Below are 18,231 nucleotides of genomic sequence, written 5' to 3' on the forward strand. Positions count from 1 at the left end.
CGACCCGTTCAGCACTCGCCCCGGCGCACGCCTGTACCGCACCGGCGACCTGGCGCGGCACCTGAGCGATGGCAATATCGAGTACCTGGGCCGCAACGACGACCAGGTGAAGATCCATGGCCTGCGCATCGAGCTGGGTGAAATCCAGGCCGGGCTCACCGCCATCGACGGCGTCAAGGAAGCGGTCGTTATCGCCCGCGACCAGCGTCTGGTGGCGTACTACACCGGCGAGCAGCAGGCCGTGGAAGCCCTGCGCAGTGCACTGCTGGCTCATCTGCCAGCGTTCATGGTGCCCGCGCTGTTCATGCACCTGCCGGCGCTACCGCTGAGCCCCAATGGCAAGCTCGACCGCAAGGCCTTGCCGCTGCCGGACGCCGAAGCCCTGCAACACCGCGAATACCAAGCCCCCGAAGGCGACACCGAGACCCTGCTGGCCACGATCTGGGCCGAACTACTGGGCGTGGAGCGGGTAGGGCGCCACGACAACTTCTTCGAACTGGGCGGCCATTCGCTGCTGGCAGTCAGCCTCACCTCGCGCCTGCGTCAGCAAGGCCTGCATGCCGATATCCGCGTGCTGTTCGGCGAGCCGACCCTGGCTGCGTTGGCCGCCGCCATCGGCGGTGAAACCGGCGTGAGCGTGCCGGCCAACCGCATCCCGATAGATGGCACCCGCATAACCCCGGACATGCTGCCGCTCGCCGAGCTGTCCCAGGCGGCCATCGACACCCTGGTCGGGCAGATCCCAGGGGGCTTGGCCAATGTCCAGGACATCTACGGCCTGGCCCCGCTGCAACAAGGTATCCTCTACCACCACCTCGCCAGCGAGGGCGCCGACCCCTATGTGCTGCAAGCGCGCTTTGCGTTCCCGGGGCAGGCCGAACTCGATGCCTTCGCCGCGGCGTTGGATCAGGTCATTGCCCGCCACGATATCCTGCGCACCAGCATCCACTGGCAGGGCCTGGACGAACCCGTGCAGGTCGTCTGGCGCAGCACGCCTGCAGTGGCCGGCCAGGCTGGCACCACCACCCTCGACCTGAACCAGGCCCCCTTGATCCGCCTGGTGCCAAGCCCAGGCGAAGGTCGCGTGGAGGCGACCCTGCTGATTCACCACATCATTCTCGACCATGCGGCTGTCGAGCAACTGGTGGCCGAGATCACTGCGGTGCTGCAAGGCCAGGCCCTGTCGCACGCCAGCGTGCCTTACCGCAACTACGTGGCCCAGGCGCGCCTGGGCGCCGATGCCCAGGCCGACCAAGCCATGTTCGGCGAGCTGCTGGGCGACATCGACGAACCCACCACCGTGTTCGGCCTGCGCGATGCGCACAGTGATGCCAGCCGGGTGCTGGACAGCCGCCTGGCACTAGACAGCGCCCTGGCCGGCCGCCTGCGTGAGCAGGCCCGTGTGCTGGGTATCAGCGTCGCCAGCCTGGTGCACCAGGCCTGGGGGCAGGTGCTGGCGCAATTGTCCGGGCGCGAAGAGGTAGTGTTCGGCACCGTGCTGCTCGGCCGCCTGCAAGGCGGCGAGGGGGCCGAACGGGCGCTGGGCATGTTCATCAATACCTTGCCGCTGCGGGTGAGCGTGGGCGCGATGGCGGTGGCCGAGGGCGTGCGCCTGACCCACCAGCGTCTGGCGCGTTTGCTGGCCCACGAGCAAGCCTCGCTGGCCCTGGCCCAGCGTTGCAGCGCAGTGCCCGCGTCCCAGGCGCTGTTCACCAGCCTGCTCAACTTCCGCCACAGTGCCCCGGCCAAGGCCGAGCTGCGCCGGGCCTGGCAGGGTATCGAACAACTGGCCGCACATGAGCGCAGCAACTACCCACTGGTGGTCAATGTCGACGACCTGGGCGACGCCTTTGTGCTGACCGTGCAAGCGGTGCCAGAGGTCGATGGCGCGCAAGTCTGTCAGTTGCTGAGCACCGCCCTCGAACAATTGGCCGAGGCCCTTGCACAGGCACCGTCCATGGCCTTGCACCAGGTGAGCAGCCTGGCGCCAGCCGAGCGCGAGCGGGTGCTTCAAGGCTTCAACGCCACCCGCCGCGATTACCCACGCGAACAGGCGCTGCATACCCTGTTCGACACCTATGCCGCGCTCAGCCCTACTGCGCCGGCGGTGTTGCACGGTGACCGGCAATGGAGCTACGCGCAGCTCGAACAGCACGCCAACCGCCTGGCTCATCACCTGTTGGGCCTGGGCGTACGCCCTGGTGACCGGGTTGCGCTGTTGTTGCCACGCAGCATCGAACTGCTGGCGGCGCAACTGGCGGCCAGCAAGTGCGCGGCGGTGTTCGTACCGCTGGACAGCAATGCGCCGGTCGAACGCCAGGCCTTCATGCTCGATGACAGCCAGGCGCGGGTGTTGCTCACCCTCAGCAGTGAACACGTGGTGGGCCACGCCCTGCGCGTCGAGCTGGACCGCCTTGACCTTGCCGGCTACCCGCAGCAGTCTCCGGGCCTGGTGGTGGATGCCGAAAGCGCCGCCTACATCATGTATACCTCCGGCTCTACCGGCACCCCCAAGGGCGTGCAGGTACCGCACCGGGCCATCGTGCGCCTGGTGATCAACAACGGCTTCGCCGACTTCACCTGCCAGGACCGCGTCGCGTTCGCCTCCAACCCGGCGTTCGACGCCAGCACCTTGGAAGTCTGGGCGCCGCTGCTCAACGGCGGCGCAGTGGTGGTCATCGACCAGCACCAGGTGCTGTCGCGTCAGGCCCTGCGTGAGGTGTTGCTGGAGCAGGGCGTGACGGTGCTGTGGCTGACTGCCGGCTTGTTCCACCAGTTTGCCGACGACTTGCTGCCGGCCTTCGCCAAGCTGCGTTACCTGATGGTTGGCGGCGATGTACTGGACCCGGCCGTGGTCAACCGGGTATTGCGCCATGGCGCCCCGGCGCACCTGCTCAATGGCTATGGCCCGACCGAAGCCACGACGTTCAGTACCACCTACGCCATCCGTGCGGTCGATGCGGGCAGCATTCCCATCGGCAAACCGATCGGCAATGGCCGCTGCTATGTGCTCGATGCGCGTCAGCAGCCGTTGCCAGTCGGCGCGGTCGGTGAGCTGTACATCGGTGGCGACGGCGTCGCCCTGGGTTACCTCGGCCAGCCCGCGCTGACCGCCGAACGCTTCCTCGACGACCCGTTCAGCCGCGAGCCGGGTGCGCGCATGTACCGCAGTGGCGACCTGGCCTGCTGGCAGGCCGACGGTACCTTGCGCTACCTGGGCCGTGCCGACCAGCAGATCAAGCTGCGCGGCTTCCGTGTCGAACTGGGCGAGATCGAAGCGCGCCTGGGGGCGTGCGCCGGTATCCGCGAGACGGCGGTGGTGGTGCGCGAAGATGTGCCGGGCGACAAGCGCCTGGTGGCTTATTTCACCGCCAGTGAGCCTGCCCCAGGCATTGCCGAACTGCACCAGCAGTTGCAAGGCCAGTTGCCGGACTACATGCTGCCGGCCGCCTATGTCTGCCTGGGTGGGCTGCCGCTGACCGCCAACGGCAAGCTTGACCGCAGTGCCTTGCCGCAGCCAGGCAGTGATGCCGTGCTGAACCGTGCGTTCGAGGCTCCGCAGGGTGAGGTCGAAACCACCTTGGCAGCGATCTGGGCCGAGCTGCTCAAGGTCGCGCAGGTCGGCCGCCACGACCATTTCTTCGAACTGGGCGGCCACTCGCTGCTGGCCGTGACCCTGGTCGAGCGCATGCGCAAGGCCGGCCTTGGCGCCGATGTGCGTGTGCTGTTTGCCCAACCGACGCTGGCAGCTTTGGCTGCTGCGGTGGGCAGCGGGCGCGAAGTGCAGGTGCCGGCCAACCGTGTGCCGCAAGGTGCCCGCCACATTACCCCGGACATGCTCAGCCTGATCACGCTCGACCAGGCCAGTATCGACCGTATCGTCGCCACCGTACCCGGCGGCGCGGCCAATGTGCAGGAGATCTACCCGCTGGCGCCGTTGCAGGAGGGCATCCTGTACCACCACCTGAGCGCCGCACAGGGCGACCCGTATCTGCTGCAATCGCGCCTGGCGTTCGACAACCTGGCGCAGTTGCAGCGCTGGGCGGGTGCCTTGCAGCAGGTCATCGACCGGCACGACATCCTGCGTACTGCGGTGGTCAGTGAAGGCTTGGAGCACGCCGTGCAGGTGGTATGGCGTGAAGCGCGGATGCAGGTGTGCGCAATCGACGACTTGGCCGCCGGCTCGGTGATCGACGCCTTGCAGGCACGCTTCGACGCCCGCCACCAGCGCCTGGACTTGTCGCGTGCACCGCTGTTGCGCCTGCTGCATGCCGACGACCCGGCCAACCAGCGTGTGGTGGCGATGTTGCAGTTCCACCACCTGGCCCTGGACCACACCGCCATGGAAGTCATCGCCAGCGAGATGCAGGCGGTGCTGGCGGGCCATGGCGAGCGTTTGCCGGCGCCAGTGCCTTACCGCACCTATGTCGCCCAGGCGCGCCTGGGGGCCGACGATGCCGGCCACGAGGCGTTCTTCCGCGACATGCTGGGCGACCTCGACGCGCCAACCTTGCCGTTCGGTCTGGCCGATGTGCAGGGGGATGGCCGCGCCATCGAAGAAGCCCGCCTGGCCATCGATGCCAGCTTGGCACGCGGCCTGCGCGAGCAGGCGCGACGCCTCGGGGTGAGCGCCGCCAGCCTGGCGCACCTGGCCTGGGCACGGGTGCTCGGGGTGCTCGCCAACCGCACCGATGTGGTATTCGGCACGGTACTGATGGGGCGCTTGCAGGGCGGCGAAGGGGCCGACCGGGCGTTGGGCGTGTTCATCAATACCCTGCCGCTGCGCATCGACCTCTGCGCACCCGTGGCGCAAGCGGTGCGCATCACCCACCAGCGGCTCTCGGCGTTACTGGCGCACGAGCACGCGTCCTTGGCATTGGCCCAGCGTTGCAGTGGCGTGGCGGCCTCCACGCCGTTGTTCAGCGCCTTGTTCAACTACCGGCACAGCACGGCAGGGGCACCTGCCGAGGCCGATACCGGCACCCCGGGCGTGCGCCTGCTGGGCGGCGAGGAGCGCAGCAATTACCCGCTGACCCTGAGTGTCGACGACCTGGGTGAAGGGTTTGCCCTGAGCGTGCTGGCCCAGGAGGGCATCGGCGCCGAACGGGTTGCTGGCTGGATGAACCAGGCCCTGATCGAGCTGTTGCAGGCCCTGACCCAAACGCCGGACAAACCGGTGGATACGTTGTCGATCCTCGACCCGGCAGCGCGCCGACAGGTGCTGGAAGCCTTCAATACCACCGCACGCGACTACCCGAAAGGGTTCACCGTGCACGCCCTGGTCGAAGCCCAGGCGGCCCGCACGCCGCAAGCGGCGGCGTTGGTGCAGGATGGCCAGGTGCTGAGCTATGGCGAGCTGAACCGCAGCGCCAACCGCCTCGCCCACCACCTGATCGAGCGTGGGGTAAAGGTCGGCGACCGGGTTGCGTTGTGCTTGCCGCGTACCCTGGAGCGCGTGCTGGCACTGCTGGCCGTGCTCAAGGCCGGTGCAGCCTACGTGCCGATCGACCCGGCGTACCCGGCCGAGCGCATCGCCTACCTGCTCGAAGACAGCGCACCGGCACTGGTGCTGGTCGAGTCCGCCACCCTGGCGCTGGTCGGCGAGACCCCTTGCGTCCAGTTGCACCGCGATGCCTGGCAGGGCGCAGCCGACAGCAACCCGCGTGTGGCTGGCCTGGATGATCGCCAACTGGCGTACGTGATCTACACCTCCGGCTCTACCGGCCAGCCCAAAGGGGTGATGGTCGAGCACGCCACACTGGCCAACCTGGTGCATTGGCACGGTGAGGCCTTTGCCCTGAACGCTGGTAGCCATACCAGCACGGTGGCCGGTTTCGGCTTCGATGCGGTGGCCTGGGAGGTTTGGCCGGCGTTGTGTACCGGGGCCGTGCTGCACCTGCCGCCTGCGCGTATCGCCGCTGAGCACGTCGATGAACTGCTCGACTGGTGGCTTGCGCAACCGCTGGCGGTCAGCTTCCTGCCAACGCCGGTGGCCGAGCAAGCGCTGCGCCGCGAGCGCCAGCACCCGACCTTGCGCACGCTGCTGGTCGGGGGGGATCGCCTGCGCCAGTTCGAGCGTGACCCAGGCTTTGCCCTGGTCAACAACTATGGGCCCACCGAGGCCACGGTGGTTGCCACCTCCGGGCAGTTGGCGGCGGCCGGTGCGCTGCATATCGGCATGCCGATCGCCAACACCCGGGTGTATGTGCTCGACGAACGCCAGCAACCGCTGCCAGTGGGCGCCGTGGGCGAGTTGTACATTGGCGGGGCGGGGGTCGCCCGCGGTTACTTCAACCGCCCGCAACTGACCGCAGAGCGCTTTGTCGCCGACCCGTTCAGCGGGCAACCCGAGGCGCGGCTGTACCGCACGGGTGACCTGGTGCGCTGGAACGCTGACGGCACCCTCGACTACCTGGGCCGTAACGACGACCAGGTGAAGATCCGTGGTGTACGCGTGGAGCTTGGCGAGATCGAAAGCGTGTTGGCCGCCCAGCCCGGTATTGGCGATGCGGTGGTGCTGGTGCGCGGCGAGCGGTTGCTGGCCTGGTTCACCGAAACCGCACCGGTGGCCGTGGACACACTGCGCCAGGCGTTGCAGGCAAGCCTGCCCGCGCACCTGGTGCCGATGGCCTTCATGCACCTGCCGGCATTGCCGTTGACCAGCCATGGCAAGCTTGACCGCAACGCGTTGCCCGACCCCGACCCGAACCTGCTCGCAGGCCAGGCCCACGTTGCCCCGCAAGGTGAGGTGGAAACCGCCCTCGCGGCAGTATGGGCCGACATGCTGGGCGTCGAACGCGTGGGCCGGCACGACAACTTCTTCGAGCTGGGTGGCCATTCGCTGCTGGCCGTGAACCTGACCGCGCGCCTGCGCCGGGAAGGCTTGCAGGTCGATGTGCGCACGCTGTTCGGCCAACCGACCGTGGCGGCGCTGGCAGCAACCCTGGGCCAGGGAGGCCAGGTGCAGGTGCCGGCCAACCTGATCCCGGCTGGCTGCCAGCACATCACCCCGGGCATGCTGCCCCTGATCGCGCTGGAGCAGGCGGCCATCGAGCGCATCGTTGCCCAGGTGCCGGGCGGCGCCAGCAATGTGCAGGACATCTACCCGTTGGCGCCGTTGCAGGAGGGCATTCTCTATCACCACCTCAGCGCGCAGGCCCATGACCCTTATGTGTTGCAGTCACGCTTCGCCTTTGCCAGCCGCGAGCACCTGGACCACTTTGCCACAGCGCTGGGCAAGGTCATCGCCAGGCATGACGTGCTGCGCACTGCTGTGCTTTGGCAGGGCCTGCCGCAAGCCGTGCAGGTGGTCTGGCGGCATGCGCCGTTGTCGGTCATGCCGGGCGGCGATGAGCGCGATGCAACGCTCGACCTGGGCCAGGCACCGCTGATCCGCCTGCGCTACACCCAGCAGCCGGGTACGGAACGTATCGAAGCGACCCTGCAGTTCCACCACATCGTGCTCGACCACACCGCCATGGAGGTGGTCGGCGAGGAACTGATCGGTTACCTGCAGGGCGCTGGCGAGCCGGCGCAGGCGCCGGTGCCATATCGCAACTATGTAGCCCAGGCGCGCCTGGGTATCAGCCAGGCCGAACACGAAGCGTTCTTCCGCGAGCAGTTGGCGGATATCGACGAACCGACCCTGCCGTTCGGCCTCAGCGATGTACAAGGCGATGGCCGCGACATCGAAGAGGCCCAGCTGTGGCTGCGGGACGACCTGGCACAACGTCTGCGTCAGCACGGCCGGCAGCTGGGGATCAGCGTTGCCAGCCTATTCCACCTGGCGTGGGCACGCCTGCTGGCGGCTGCCAGCGGCAAGGACCAGGTGGTGTTCGGCACGGTGCTGCTTGGCCGTTTGCAAGGCGGCGAAGGCGCCGAGCGGGCGCTGGGCATGTTCATCAACACCTTGCCGCTGCGGGTCGACCTGAACGAAGTGAGCCTGCGCGAGGGTGCGCAGGCCGTGCATCAGCGCCTCAGCGCCTTGCTGGCCCATGAGCACGCATCCTTGGCATTGGCCCAGCGTTGCAGTGGCGTGGCTGCACCCTTGCCGTTGTTCAGCGCCATGCTCAACTACCGGCACAGTACGCAGGTCACTGACAGCCAGCGTCAGGCTACCCAGGGTATGGAGAACCTCGAGAGCCAGGAGCGCAGCAACTACCCGTTGGGCCTGAACGTGGACGACCTGGGTGAAGGCTTCCGCCTGGTTGCCATGACCCCGGCCGAAGTGGGTGCGGCTCGTATTTGCGGGCAGATGAACCAGGTGCTGGAGGCCATGGCCGAGGCCCTGGAGCAGACGCCTGAGTTGGCGTTGCAGCGCTTGCCGGTGCTGGAGCCAGAGGAGCGCCAGCGGGTGTTGGTGGGCTTCAATGATACGGCGGCGGCGTACGACCTTGAGCAGACCCTGCATGGGCTGATCGAAGCTCAGGTCGTGCGCACACCGGATGCGGTTGCAGTGCGGGCCGAGGAAGGTTTGTTGAGCTACCGCGAGCTGAACGAACAGGCCAACCGCCTGGCACATCACCTGATCGCGTTGGGCGTGAAGCCTGATGATCGGGTGGCGATCTGCGTCGAACGTGGGCTGTCGATGGTGGTTGGCCTGTTGGCCATCCTCAAGGCGGGCGGCGCCTATGTGCCGGTGGACCCGGATTACCCGACCGAACGCGTGCGCCACATGCTGAGCGACAGCGCGCCGGTGGCGGTGCTGGTGCACAGCGCTACGCGACACGTACCGGAAGCGGCCCGGCTAATTGATCTGGACCAGCCAACCTGGAACGCGCAGCCTTCCAGCAACCCGGTAGTTTCTGCGTTGACCCCGCATCATCTGGCCTACGTGATCTACACCTCAGGCTCTACAGGCTTGCCGAAAGGTGTGATGAACGAGCACGCCGGTGTGGTCAACCGCCTGCTGTGGATGCAGGACGCCTACAACCTCGGCGCAGAAGACGTTGTCTTGCAAAAGACCCCATTCAGCTTCGACGTGTCTGTATGGGAGTTCCTCTGGCCGCTGCAAACCGGCGCACGCCTGGTCATGGCTCGTCCCGGTGGCCATCGCGATCCGGAGTACCTGCGTCAGGTGATCCGCAGCGAAGGCGTCACCACCTTGCACTTCGTGCCATCGATGCTGGATGTGTTCCTGGCCCACGGCGACGCTTCGGCAGATGCCCTCAAGCGCGTGCTGTGCAGCGGTGAAGCCCTGCCGGGCAGCCTGGTACGGCGCTTCCACGCGCAGTTGCCAACGGTCGAACTGCATAACCTGTATGGCCCGACAGAAGCGGCGGTGGACGTCAGCGTCTGGCATTGCATGACGGCGCCGGACAACACCCCAATCGGCAAGCCCATCGCCAACACCACGCTGTACGTGCTCGATACGCTGGGCCAGCCAGTACCGCAAGGCGTCGCTGGCGAGCTGTTCATCGGCGGTGTGCAAGTCGCCCGTGGCTACCTCAACCGCGCCGAACTGACCGCCGAACGCTTCATCGACGACCCGTTCAGCACTCGCCCCGGCGCACGCCTGTACCGCACCGGCGACCTGGCGCGGCACCTGAGCGATGGCAATATCGAGTACCTGGGCCGCAACGACGATCAGGTGAAGATCCATGGCCTGCGCATCGAGCTGGGTGAAATCCAGGCCGGGCTCACCGCCATCGACGGCGTCAAGGAAGCGGTCGTTATCGCCCGCGACCAGCGTCTGGTGGCGTACTACACCGGCGAGCAGCAGGCCGTGGAAGCCCTGCGCAGTGCACTGCTGGCTCATCTGCCAGCGTTCATGGTGCCCGCGCTGTTCATGCACCTGCCGGCGCTACCGCTGAGCCCCAATGGCAAGCTCGACCGCAAGGCCTTGCCGCTGCCGGACGCCGAAGCCCTGCAACACCGCGAATACCAAGCCCCCGAAGGCGACACCGAGACCCTGCTGGCCACGATCTGGGCCGAACTGCTGGGCGTGGAGCGGGTAGGGCGCCACGACAACTTCTTCGAACTGGGCGGCCACTCACTGCTGGCAGTGACCCTGACCTCCCGCCTGCGCGACCAAGGCCTGGAAGCCGATGTGCGCGCCCTGTTCGACCAACCGACATTGGCAGGCTACGCAGCCATCACAGACAGAATGGAGATCGTCCTGTGAGCATCAACCAACTACTGGCAACACTGACGGCCAAAAACGTGCAGCTGGCGCTGAAGGACGGCCAGCTGGCCGTCCAGGGCAATCGCCAGGCCTTGACCGACGCCACACTGGTGGCGCAACTGCGCGAGCACAAGCCGGCGCTGGTGGCGATGATCGAGCGCGGCGAGTACGTGGCCGTGAGACAGGGCGCGGTGCAGGTGCCGGCAAACCTGATCGCGCCTGGCTGCACACGCATCACCCCGCAAATGCTCAACCTGATCGACCTCGACCAGGACACCCTCGATGGCATCGTTGCCTGCATCCCCGGCGGCGCGGCCAATGTGCAGGACATCTACCCGCTGGCACCCTTGCAGCAGGGCATGTTGTTCCACCATGCCAGCGCCACCGACAGCGACCCTTACGTGATGCAGGCGCGTTTCGTGTTCGCCAGCGAAGCACGCCTGCAGGCGTTCGCCGAGGCCCTGCGCGGGGTGATCGCCCGCCACGATATCCTGCGCACCTCGGTGCACTGGGAAGGGCTGGAAACACCGGTACAGGTGGTGTGGCGCCGTGCCGACCTGCAAGTGGCGACACTGCCCGCCAGCGACCCCCAGCGCGGCACGCTCGACTTGACCCAGGCGCCGCTGATCCGCCTGCTACGTGACGCCCCAGAGGCCGATGGCGCATTGAGTGCCACCCTGCAGTTTCATCACATCGCCATGGACCACAGTGCCCTGGAGGTGGTGCGCCACGAACTGATCGCGTTTCTGGCGGGCGAGGGCGAGCGCCTGGGCACGCCGGTGCCGTTTCGCAACTACGTGGCGCAGGCCGTGCTGGGGATCAGCGAGGCCGAGCACGAGGCGTTCTTCCGCGACATGCTGGAGGGCATTGATGAATCGACTCTGGCGTATGGCATCCAGGATGTGCAAGGCGTTGGCGAAGTGCACAACGAGCACTCGCTCGACCTGCCGCTCGCCCTGTGCCAGCAACTGCGCACCCTGGCGCGCAGCCTGGGGGTGAGCGTCGCCAGCGTGTTCCACCTGGCCTGGGGGCGTGTGCTGGGGGGGCTGACCGGCCGTGAGCAGGTGGTGTTCGGCACGGTACTGATGGGGCGCCTGCAAGGGGCCGAAGCCACTGACCGGGCGTTGGGGATTTTCATCAACACCCTGCCAGTACGTGTGGACCTGGGCAGCGAGGACCTGGCAACGGCCATTCGCGCCACCCACCAGCGGCTGAGTGCATTGATGCGCCACGAACACGCGCCCCTGGCGCTGGCCCAGCGTTGCAGCGGTGTGGCAGCGCCGGCGCCGCTGTTCAATGCCTTGCTCAACTACCGTCACAGCGCGGTGGACACTGCCCAGCCTCGCCGCGCAGCCCTGGCGGGTATCGACATCGTCGAGTCCGCCGAGGCCACCAACTACCCGTTGACCTTGAGCGTCGATGACCTGGGCGAGGGCTTTCGCCTGACCTTGCTGGCCAGTGCCGAGGTCCCGGCGCAGCGCGTCTGCGGGTATTTGCAGCAGGTCCTTGAAGGCCTGTTGCAGGCCCCTCAGGCAGCGGTCATGGCGCTTGCCATGCTGCCTGACAGCGAGCGCCAGCAACTGCTGGAAACGTTCAACGATTACCCGGCCAGCTACGAACGGCAGCTGGCGCTGCACCAGCGCATCGCACAACTGGCCGAGCAGTACCCTGACCACGTTGCCGCCACCTGCGCCGGCGCGTGCCTGACTTACGCCGCGCTCAACCGCCAGGCCAATGCCCTTGCGCAGCACCTGATCAGCCTGGGGGTGCGGCCCGATGACCGTGTCGCCGTGGTCGCCCGGCGCAGCCTGGAGACGCTGGTTGGCTTGTTGGCTGTGCTCAAGGCAGGGGCGGGCTACGTGCCGGTAGACCCGGCCCACCCGGATGAGCGCGTGCACTACCTGCTCAGCGACAGCGGCCCGGTGGTGGTACTGACGCAACAGGCATTGCAGGCGCGCCTGGGGCCCGTCGAGGTGCCGGTGCTGCTGCTGGACCAGCCGGGCTGGCCCGCCTGCGACAGTAACCCCCTTGTGCCCGGCCTGGATGCAAGCAACCTGGCCTATGTGATCTACACCTCGGGCTCGACCGGTCAGCCCAAGGGGGTGATGGTTGAGCACCGCACGGTCAACAACCTGGTCGACTGGCATTGCCGCGCCTTCGACCTGTGCCCTGGCCGGCACACGTCGAGCCTGGCCGGCTTTGGTTTCGATGCCATGGCCTGGGAAGTCTGGCCGGCGTTGTGTGCCGGGGCCACGTTGCACCTGGCGCCGGCATCCCAGGGCAACGAAGACCTCGACGCCATGCTCGCCTGGTGGCAGGCACAGCCGCTGGACGTCAGTTTCCTGCCCACGCCGGTGGCCGAATACGCCTTCAATCACCAGCTCGAACACCCGACTTTGCGCACTCTGTTGATCGGCGGCGACCGCCTGCGCCAGTTCAACCGCACCCAGCGCTTTGCCGTGGTCAACAACTACGGCCCCACTGAAACCACCGTGGTGGCCAGCTCTGGCGTGTTGGAGCCCGGCGCGGCGCTGCACATCGGCCGGCCGGTCGATAACGCGCGCCTGTATGTCCTCGACGCCCATCAGCAACCTGTCGCGCTGGGCGTGCCAGGGGAGCTGTACATTGGCGGTGCCGGGGTTGCCCGGGGCTACCTGAACCGCCCGGCATTGACCGCCGAGCGCTTCCTTGACGACCCCTTCGTCGCCACGGCCGGTGGGCGTATGTACCGCACGGGCGACCTGGTGCGCTGGTTGCCCGACGGCACCCTGGACTACCTGGGGCGCAACGACGACCAGGTCAAGATCCGCGGCGTACGCATCGAACTGGGCGAAATCGAAAGCCGCCTGAGCGCCTTGGCCGGCATCGATGAGGCGGTGGTGCTGGCCCGCGAGGACCAGCCCGGCCAGCCACGGCTGGTGGCTTACTTCACCGCCCAGGCTGACGTCGAGCCGCTCACCCCCGAAGGCCTGCGTGCCCAGTTGCAGGCGCACTTGCCCGAATACATGGTGCCGGTGGCGTTCGTCGCGCTGCAGGCGTTGCCGCTGACCGCCAATGGCAAACTCGACCGCCGGGCATTGCCGCAGCCTGACCGCTCGGCATTGTTCGAGCAGGGTTACGAGGCCCCCGTGGGCGAGCTGGAGCAGGCCCTGGCGCACGTGTGGGCCGAGCTGCTGCAGGTCGAACGCGTCGGCCGTCGCGACCATTTCTTCAGCCTTGGCGGCCATTCCTTGCTGGCCATGCGCATGGTCTCCCAAGTGCGCGTGCGCCTGGGCGTCGAGCTGAGCCTGAGCGAACTGTTCGCCAACCCGGAGCTGGCTGCGGTGGCCGACGTGCTGGCCAAGGCCGAGCGCAGCGAGCTGCCGGCGATATGCCCGGTGCCACGCGATGCGCCGCTGCCAATGTCGTTTGCCCAGCAGCGGTTGTGGTTTCTGGCGCAGATGGACGGCGGCAACCAGGCTTACAACGTGCCGATGGCCCTGGGCCTGCGCGGGCCACTGGACGCGGATGCCCTCGAGACTGCATTGCTGCGGATCATCGAGCGCCACGAAACCTTGCGCAGCCGCTTCGTGCCGCGTGATGCCAGTGCCGAGGTGGTGTTTGCAGCCACAGCGGGTGGCGAGTGGTTCCAGCGCGAAGGCATTGGCGCCGATGCCCTGCCAGCCCGCTTGCATGAAGCGGCCAGTGCGCCGTTCGACCTGGCCCACGGGCCGTTGCTGCGGGCGTGTCTGCTGCGCCTGGGCGCCGAGCATCATGTGCTGGCCTTGACCGTGCACCATATCGTCGCCGACGGCTGGTCGCTGGGTGTGCTCACCCACGAGTTGAGCGCGCTGTACACCGCCATCTGCCAAGGCAGGGATGAACCACTGCCGGCGTTGGCCATTCAGTATGGCGATTACGCCGTTTGGCAGCGCCGCTGGCTATCCGGCGCCCAGTTGCAGCGCCAGGCCGATTACTGGCGCCAGGCCCTGGACGGCGCGCCTAGCCTGCTCAAGCTACCCAGCGACCGCCCACGCCCCGAGCGCCAGGACTTTGCCGGGGCAAGCCTGCCACTGCAGCTGGAGCCACGCCTGGCGGCGGGCCTGCGCACCCTGGCCCAGCGTCATGGGGTGACGCTGTACATGGCCGTGCTCAGCGCCTGGGCTGGCGTGCTGTCGCGGTTGTCCGGCCAAGCTGAGGTGGTGATCGGTTGCCCTGTGGCGGGCCGCGGCCGTGCCGAGCTGGAGCCCTTGGTGGGCGTGTTCGTCAATACCCTGGCCGTGCGCATCGACACTGCAACAGCACCGACAGCGCACGCCCTGCTAGAGCAGGTGCGCGCGCGTGTACTGGACGCCCAGGCGCACCAGGACTTGCCGTTCGAACAGGTGGTGGAAATCGTCCGCCCGCTGCGCAGCCTGGGCCATACGCCGTTGTTCCAGGCCACCCTGAACTGGCAGGCCACCGAGGGTGCCGCCTTGCAGTTGCCGGGCCTGCAACTGGAAGCCGTGGCCCAGGCTGGCCAGGTGGCCAAGTTCGACCTGACGCTGAACCTTGGCGAGCATGGCGACAACTTGCGTGGCAGCCTCGACTACGCCACTTCGCTGTTCGACGAAGCCACCGTGCGGCGCTATGTGGGCTACTTCGAGACGTTGATGTGGGCCATGATCGATAACGATCAACAGCCACTGGCGCAGGTGCAGCTGGTTGGCGACGCAGAACGCCAGGCATTACTGAATGGCTTCAATGCCACCCAGCGCGACTACCCTCGCGAATGTGCGGTGGACCGCCTGTTCGAACAGCGCGTGGCCCGCCACCCGCTGGCACTGGCGGCGGTGCATGGCGACCAGTCCGTGGACTACGCCACGCTTAATGAACGCGCCAACCGCCTGGCGCATTACCTGATGGGCACCGGTGTGGCGCCGGGCGCCTGCGTTGCGGTGTTGTTGCCGCGCTCGTTGCAACTGCTGGTGGCGCAACTGGCAGTGCTCAAGTGTGGTGCGGTCTATGTACCGTTGGACATCCATGCCCCCGCCGATCGCCAGGCGTTCATGGTCGAGGACTGCCTGGCCGCCGCAGTGCTGACGCTTGCCGCTACGCCAGTCGATCTTGCGGTGCGGCGTGTGAACCTCGACCAACTGTCACTCGACGACCAGCCCGGCCACAACCCTGGGCTGGCCCAGGACGCTGGGAGCACGGCCTATGTGATGTACACCTCCGGCACCACCGGCAAACCCAAGGGCGTTTGCGTCACGCACCGGGGCATCGCGCGGCTGGTGCTGAACGACAGCTTTGCCGAACTGACGGCGGGCGACCGTATCGCCTTCGCCTCCAACCCGGCATTCGATGCCAGCACCCTGGAGGTCTGGGGCGCACTGCTCAACGGCGGGCAGGTGCGGGTGATCGATCACCACACGCTGGTCGACCCGCAGCGTTTCGCGGCGGCGCTGGTGGACCAAGGCATCACCGTGCTGTTCCTGACCACGGCGCTGTTCAACCAGTACGTGCAACTGATCCCCGATGCCCTGGCGCTGCTGCGCGTGCTGATCAGCGGCGGTGAGCGTGCAGAGCCCGCGGCCTTCCGTACGCTGCTGCAGAAGGCGCCTGGGTTGCGCCTGGTCAATGGCTACGGGCCGACCGAAACCACCACCTTCGCGGTCACTTTCGAAGTGCATGAACTGGCGCCGAACGCGCCTCAGGTGCCGATTGGCCGGCCTATCGGCAACACACAGGTGTATGTGCTGGACGCCTGGCAGCAACCCGTGCCGCAGGGTGTGGTCGGTGAGCTGTACATCGGCGGTGACGGTGTAGCCCTGGGCTACCTGAATCGCCCGGAGCTGACGGCGCAGCGTTTCATCGATGACCCGTTCAGCCAGCAACCCGGTGCCAGGCTGTACCGCACCGGCGACTTGGTGCGCTGGCAGTCTGACGGCCTACTGGAGTGCCTGGGGCGCAATGACGACCAGGTCAAGATCCGCGGCTACCGGATCGAGCTGGGTGAAATCGAGCAGCAGTTGGCCTTGGCACCGGGGGTTGGCGAGGTGGTGGTGATGGCCGTGCCTGGCGAACAGGGGCCGCTGCGGCTGGTGGCCTGGTTCACCCCGCTCGAGGCAGCGCTGCAGGCCACAGAGCTGCGCGCGTTCCTGCGTGGCCGCTTGCCGGAGTACATGGTGCCGAGCGCCTTTGTCGCGTTGCCACGGATGCCCCTGAACAACAACGGCAAGGTCGATCGCCAGGCCTTGCCGGCACCGGGGCCCCAGGACCTTGCGCTGACGGCTTACGAAGCGCCCGAAGGCGAGCGCGAGCAGGCACTGGCCACGCTGTGGGGCGAACTGCTGCAACTGCAGAGCGTCGGGCGCCAGGACCGCTTCTTCGAACTGGGGGGCCATTCGTTGCTGGCGATGCGCATGGTGGCCCAGGTTCGCCAACGCCTGGGCCTTGAGCTGGCCCTGGGCGATCTGTTCGCCGATGACAGCCTGGCGGCGGTGGCGGCGCGCCTGGCCCATGACGGCAATGCGTTGCCGGCTATCCAGCCGGGCCCACGCCAGGGCGCCTTGCCGTTGTCGTTCGCCCAGCAGCGGCTGTGGTTTCTGGCGCAGATGGAAGAGGCCAGTGCGGCCTATCACATTCCGCTGGCCCTGCGCTTGCAGGGCCGCCTGGACCGCGCGGCGCTGGAGCGGGCCTTGCGGCGCCTGGTCGAGCGCCATGAGATTTTGCGCAGCCATTTTGTGGAGCGGGACGGCGAGCCGCAGGTGGTACTGGCCAGCGGCAGCGATGGCTTCCAGCTTGGCTGGGAAATCTGCAGTGGGCTGGATGAGCTAGCGCTGGCGGCGCTGATTCGCGAGGAGGCCGGCCGACCCTTCGCCCTGGCCAGGGACTTGCCGGTGCGGGCGCGCATGCTGCAGCTCGCCCCGGACCACCATGTGCTGTTGCTGACCTTGCATCACCTGGTGGCCGATGGCTGGTCGCTGGCGGTGTTGGTACGCGAGCTTGGCGCGCTGTACCAGGCCTTCGGCAGCGGTGGCGACGACCCGTTGCCAGCCTTGCCTGTGCAGTACATCGACTATGCCCTGTGGCAGCGGCACTGGCTGAGCGGCGATGCGCTGCGCCAGCAGGCCGATTACTGGGTCGGCCAGTTGGCCGGGGCACCGGCGCTGATCAGCCTGCCCTGGGACCACCCACGGCCCGAGCGCCAGCAATATGCCGGTGACAGCGTCGCGGTGTGCCTGGAGCCGCGCTTGAGCCGCGACTTGAAAGCGCTGTGCCGGCGCCATGGCGTGACGCCTTACATGCTGTTCATGGCGGCCTGGGCGGTGCTGTTGAGCCGGCTGGCTGGCCAGGACGAAGTGGTGATCGGCTCGCCCGTGGCCAACCGCAGGCAAGCCGAAGTGGATGGCCTGGTCGGCATGTTCGTGAACGCCATGGCGTTGCGCGTGCAGACTTCGGATGCACCGGATGTCGCCACGTTGCTGGCCAGGGTCAAGGCTGTGGTGCTGGCCGGGCAGGCGCACCAGGACCTGCCGTTCGAGCAGGTGGTCGAGCTGCTGCGCCCACGCCGCAGCCTGGCGCATACGCCGCTCTACCAGGCCACCCTGGACTGGGAGGCCAGCCCGGAGCGGCAGGCGCTGCAGTTGGCCGACCTGACGGTGAGCGCAGTGGGTGGGCCGGCATGCATTGCCAAGTTTGACCTGAGCCTGAGCCTGGGCGAGTCTGGCGATGGCTTTGCTGGCGGTATCGTCTACGCGACAGCCCTGTTCGAGCGGGCCACCATCGAGCGTTATGCGGGGTATTTCGAACAGTTACTGTGGACCTTCGCTGAAAGTGATCGGGCCATCCCTGCCCATACCGGGTTGCCCGATGCCGATGAGCGCAAGCGGTTGCTGCAGGGCTTCAACGATACTGCGGTGGCTTACGACCTTGAGCAGACCCTGCATGGGCTGATCGAAGCTCAGGTCGTGCGCACACCGGATGCGGTTGCAGTGCGGGCCGAGGAAGGTTTGTTGAGCTACCGCGAGCTGAACGAACAGGCCAACCGCCTGGCACATCACCTGATCGCGTTGGGCGTGAAGCCTGATGATCGGGTGGCGATCTGCGTCGAACGTGGGCTGTCGATGGTGGTTGGCCTGTTGGCC

General features: G+C 67.3%; 2 protein-coding genes. Both read left to right on the forward strand.

What is annotated here, in order from left to right; all coding sequences use genetic code 11:
• A partial coding sequence (locus HU766_RS25440) for a non-ribosomal peptide synthetase (RefSeq protein WP_186661640.1) occupies positions 1-10,123 on the forward strand: 10,123 nt, incomplete at its 5' end.
• On the forward strand, positions 10,120-18,231 hold an 8,112-nt coding region (locus HU766_RS25445; protein WP_186661649.1), incomplete at its 3' end, for a non-ribosomal peptide synthetase. The genes HU766_RS25440 and HU766_RS25445, both read left to right, overlap by 4 nt.

The sequence above is a fragment of the Pseudomonas sp. SWRI77 genome, from assembly GCF_014269105.1.
GTDB classification, from domain to species: Bacteria; Pseudomonadota; Gammaproteobacteria; order Pseudomonadales; family Pseudomonadaceae; genus Aquipseudomonas; species Aquipseudomonas capeferrum.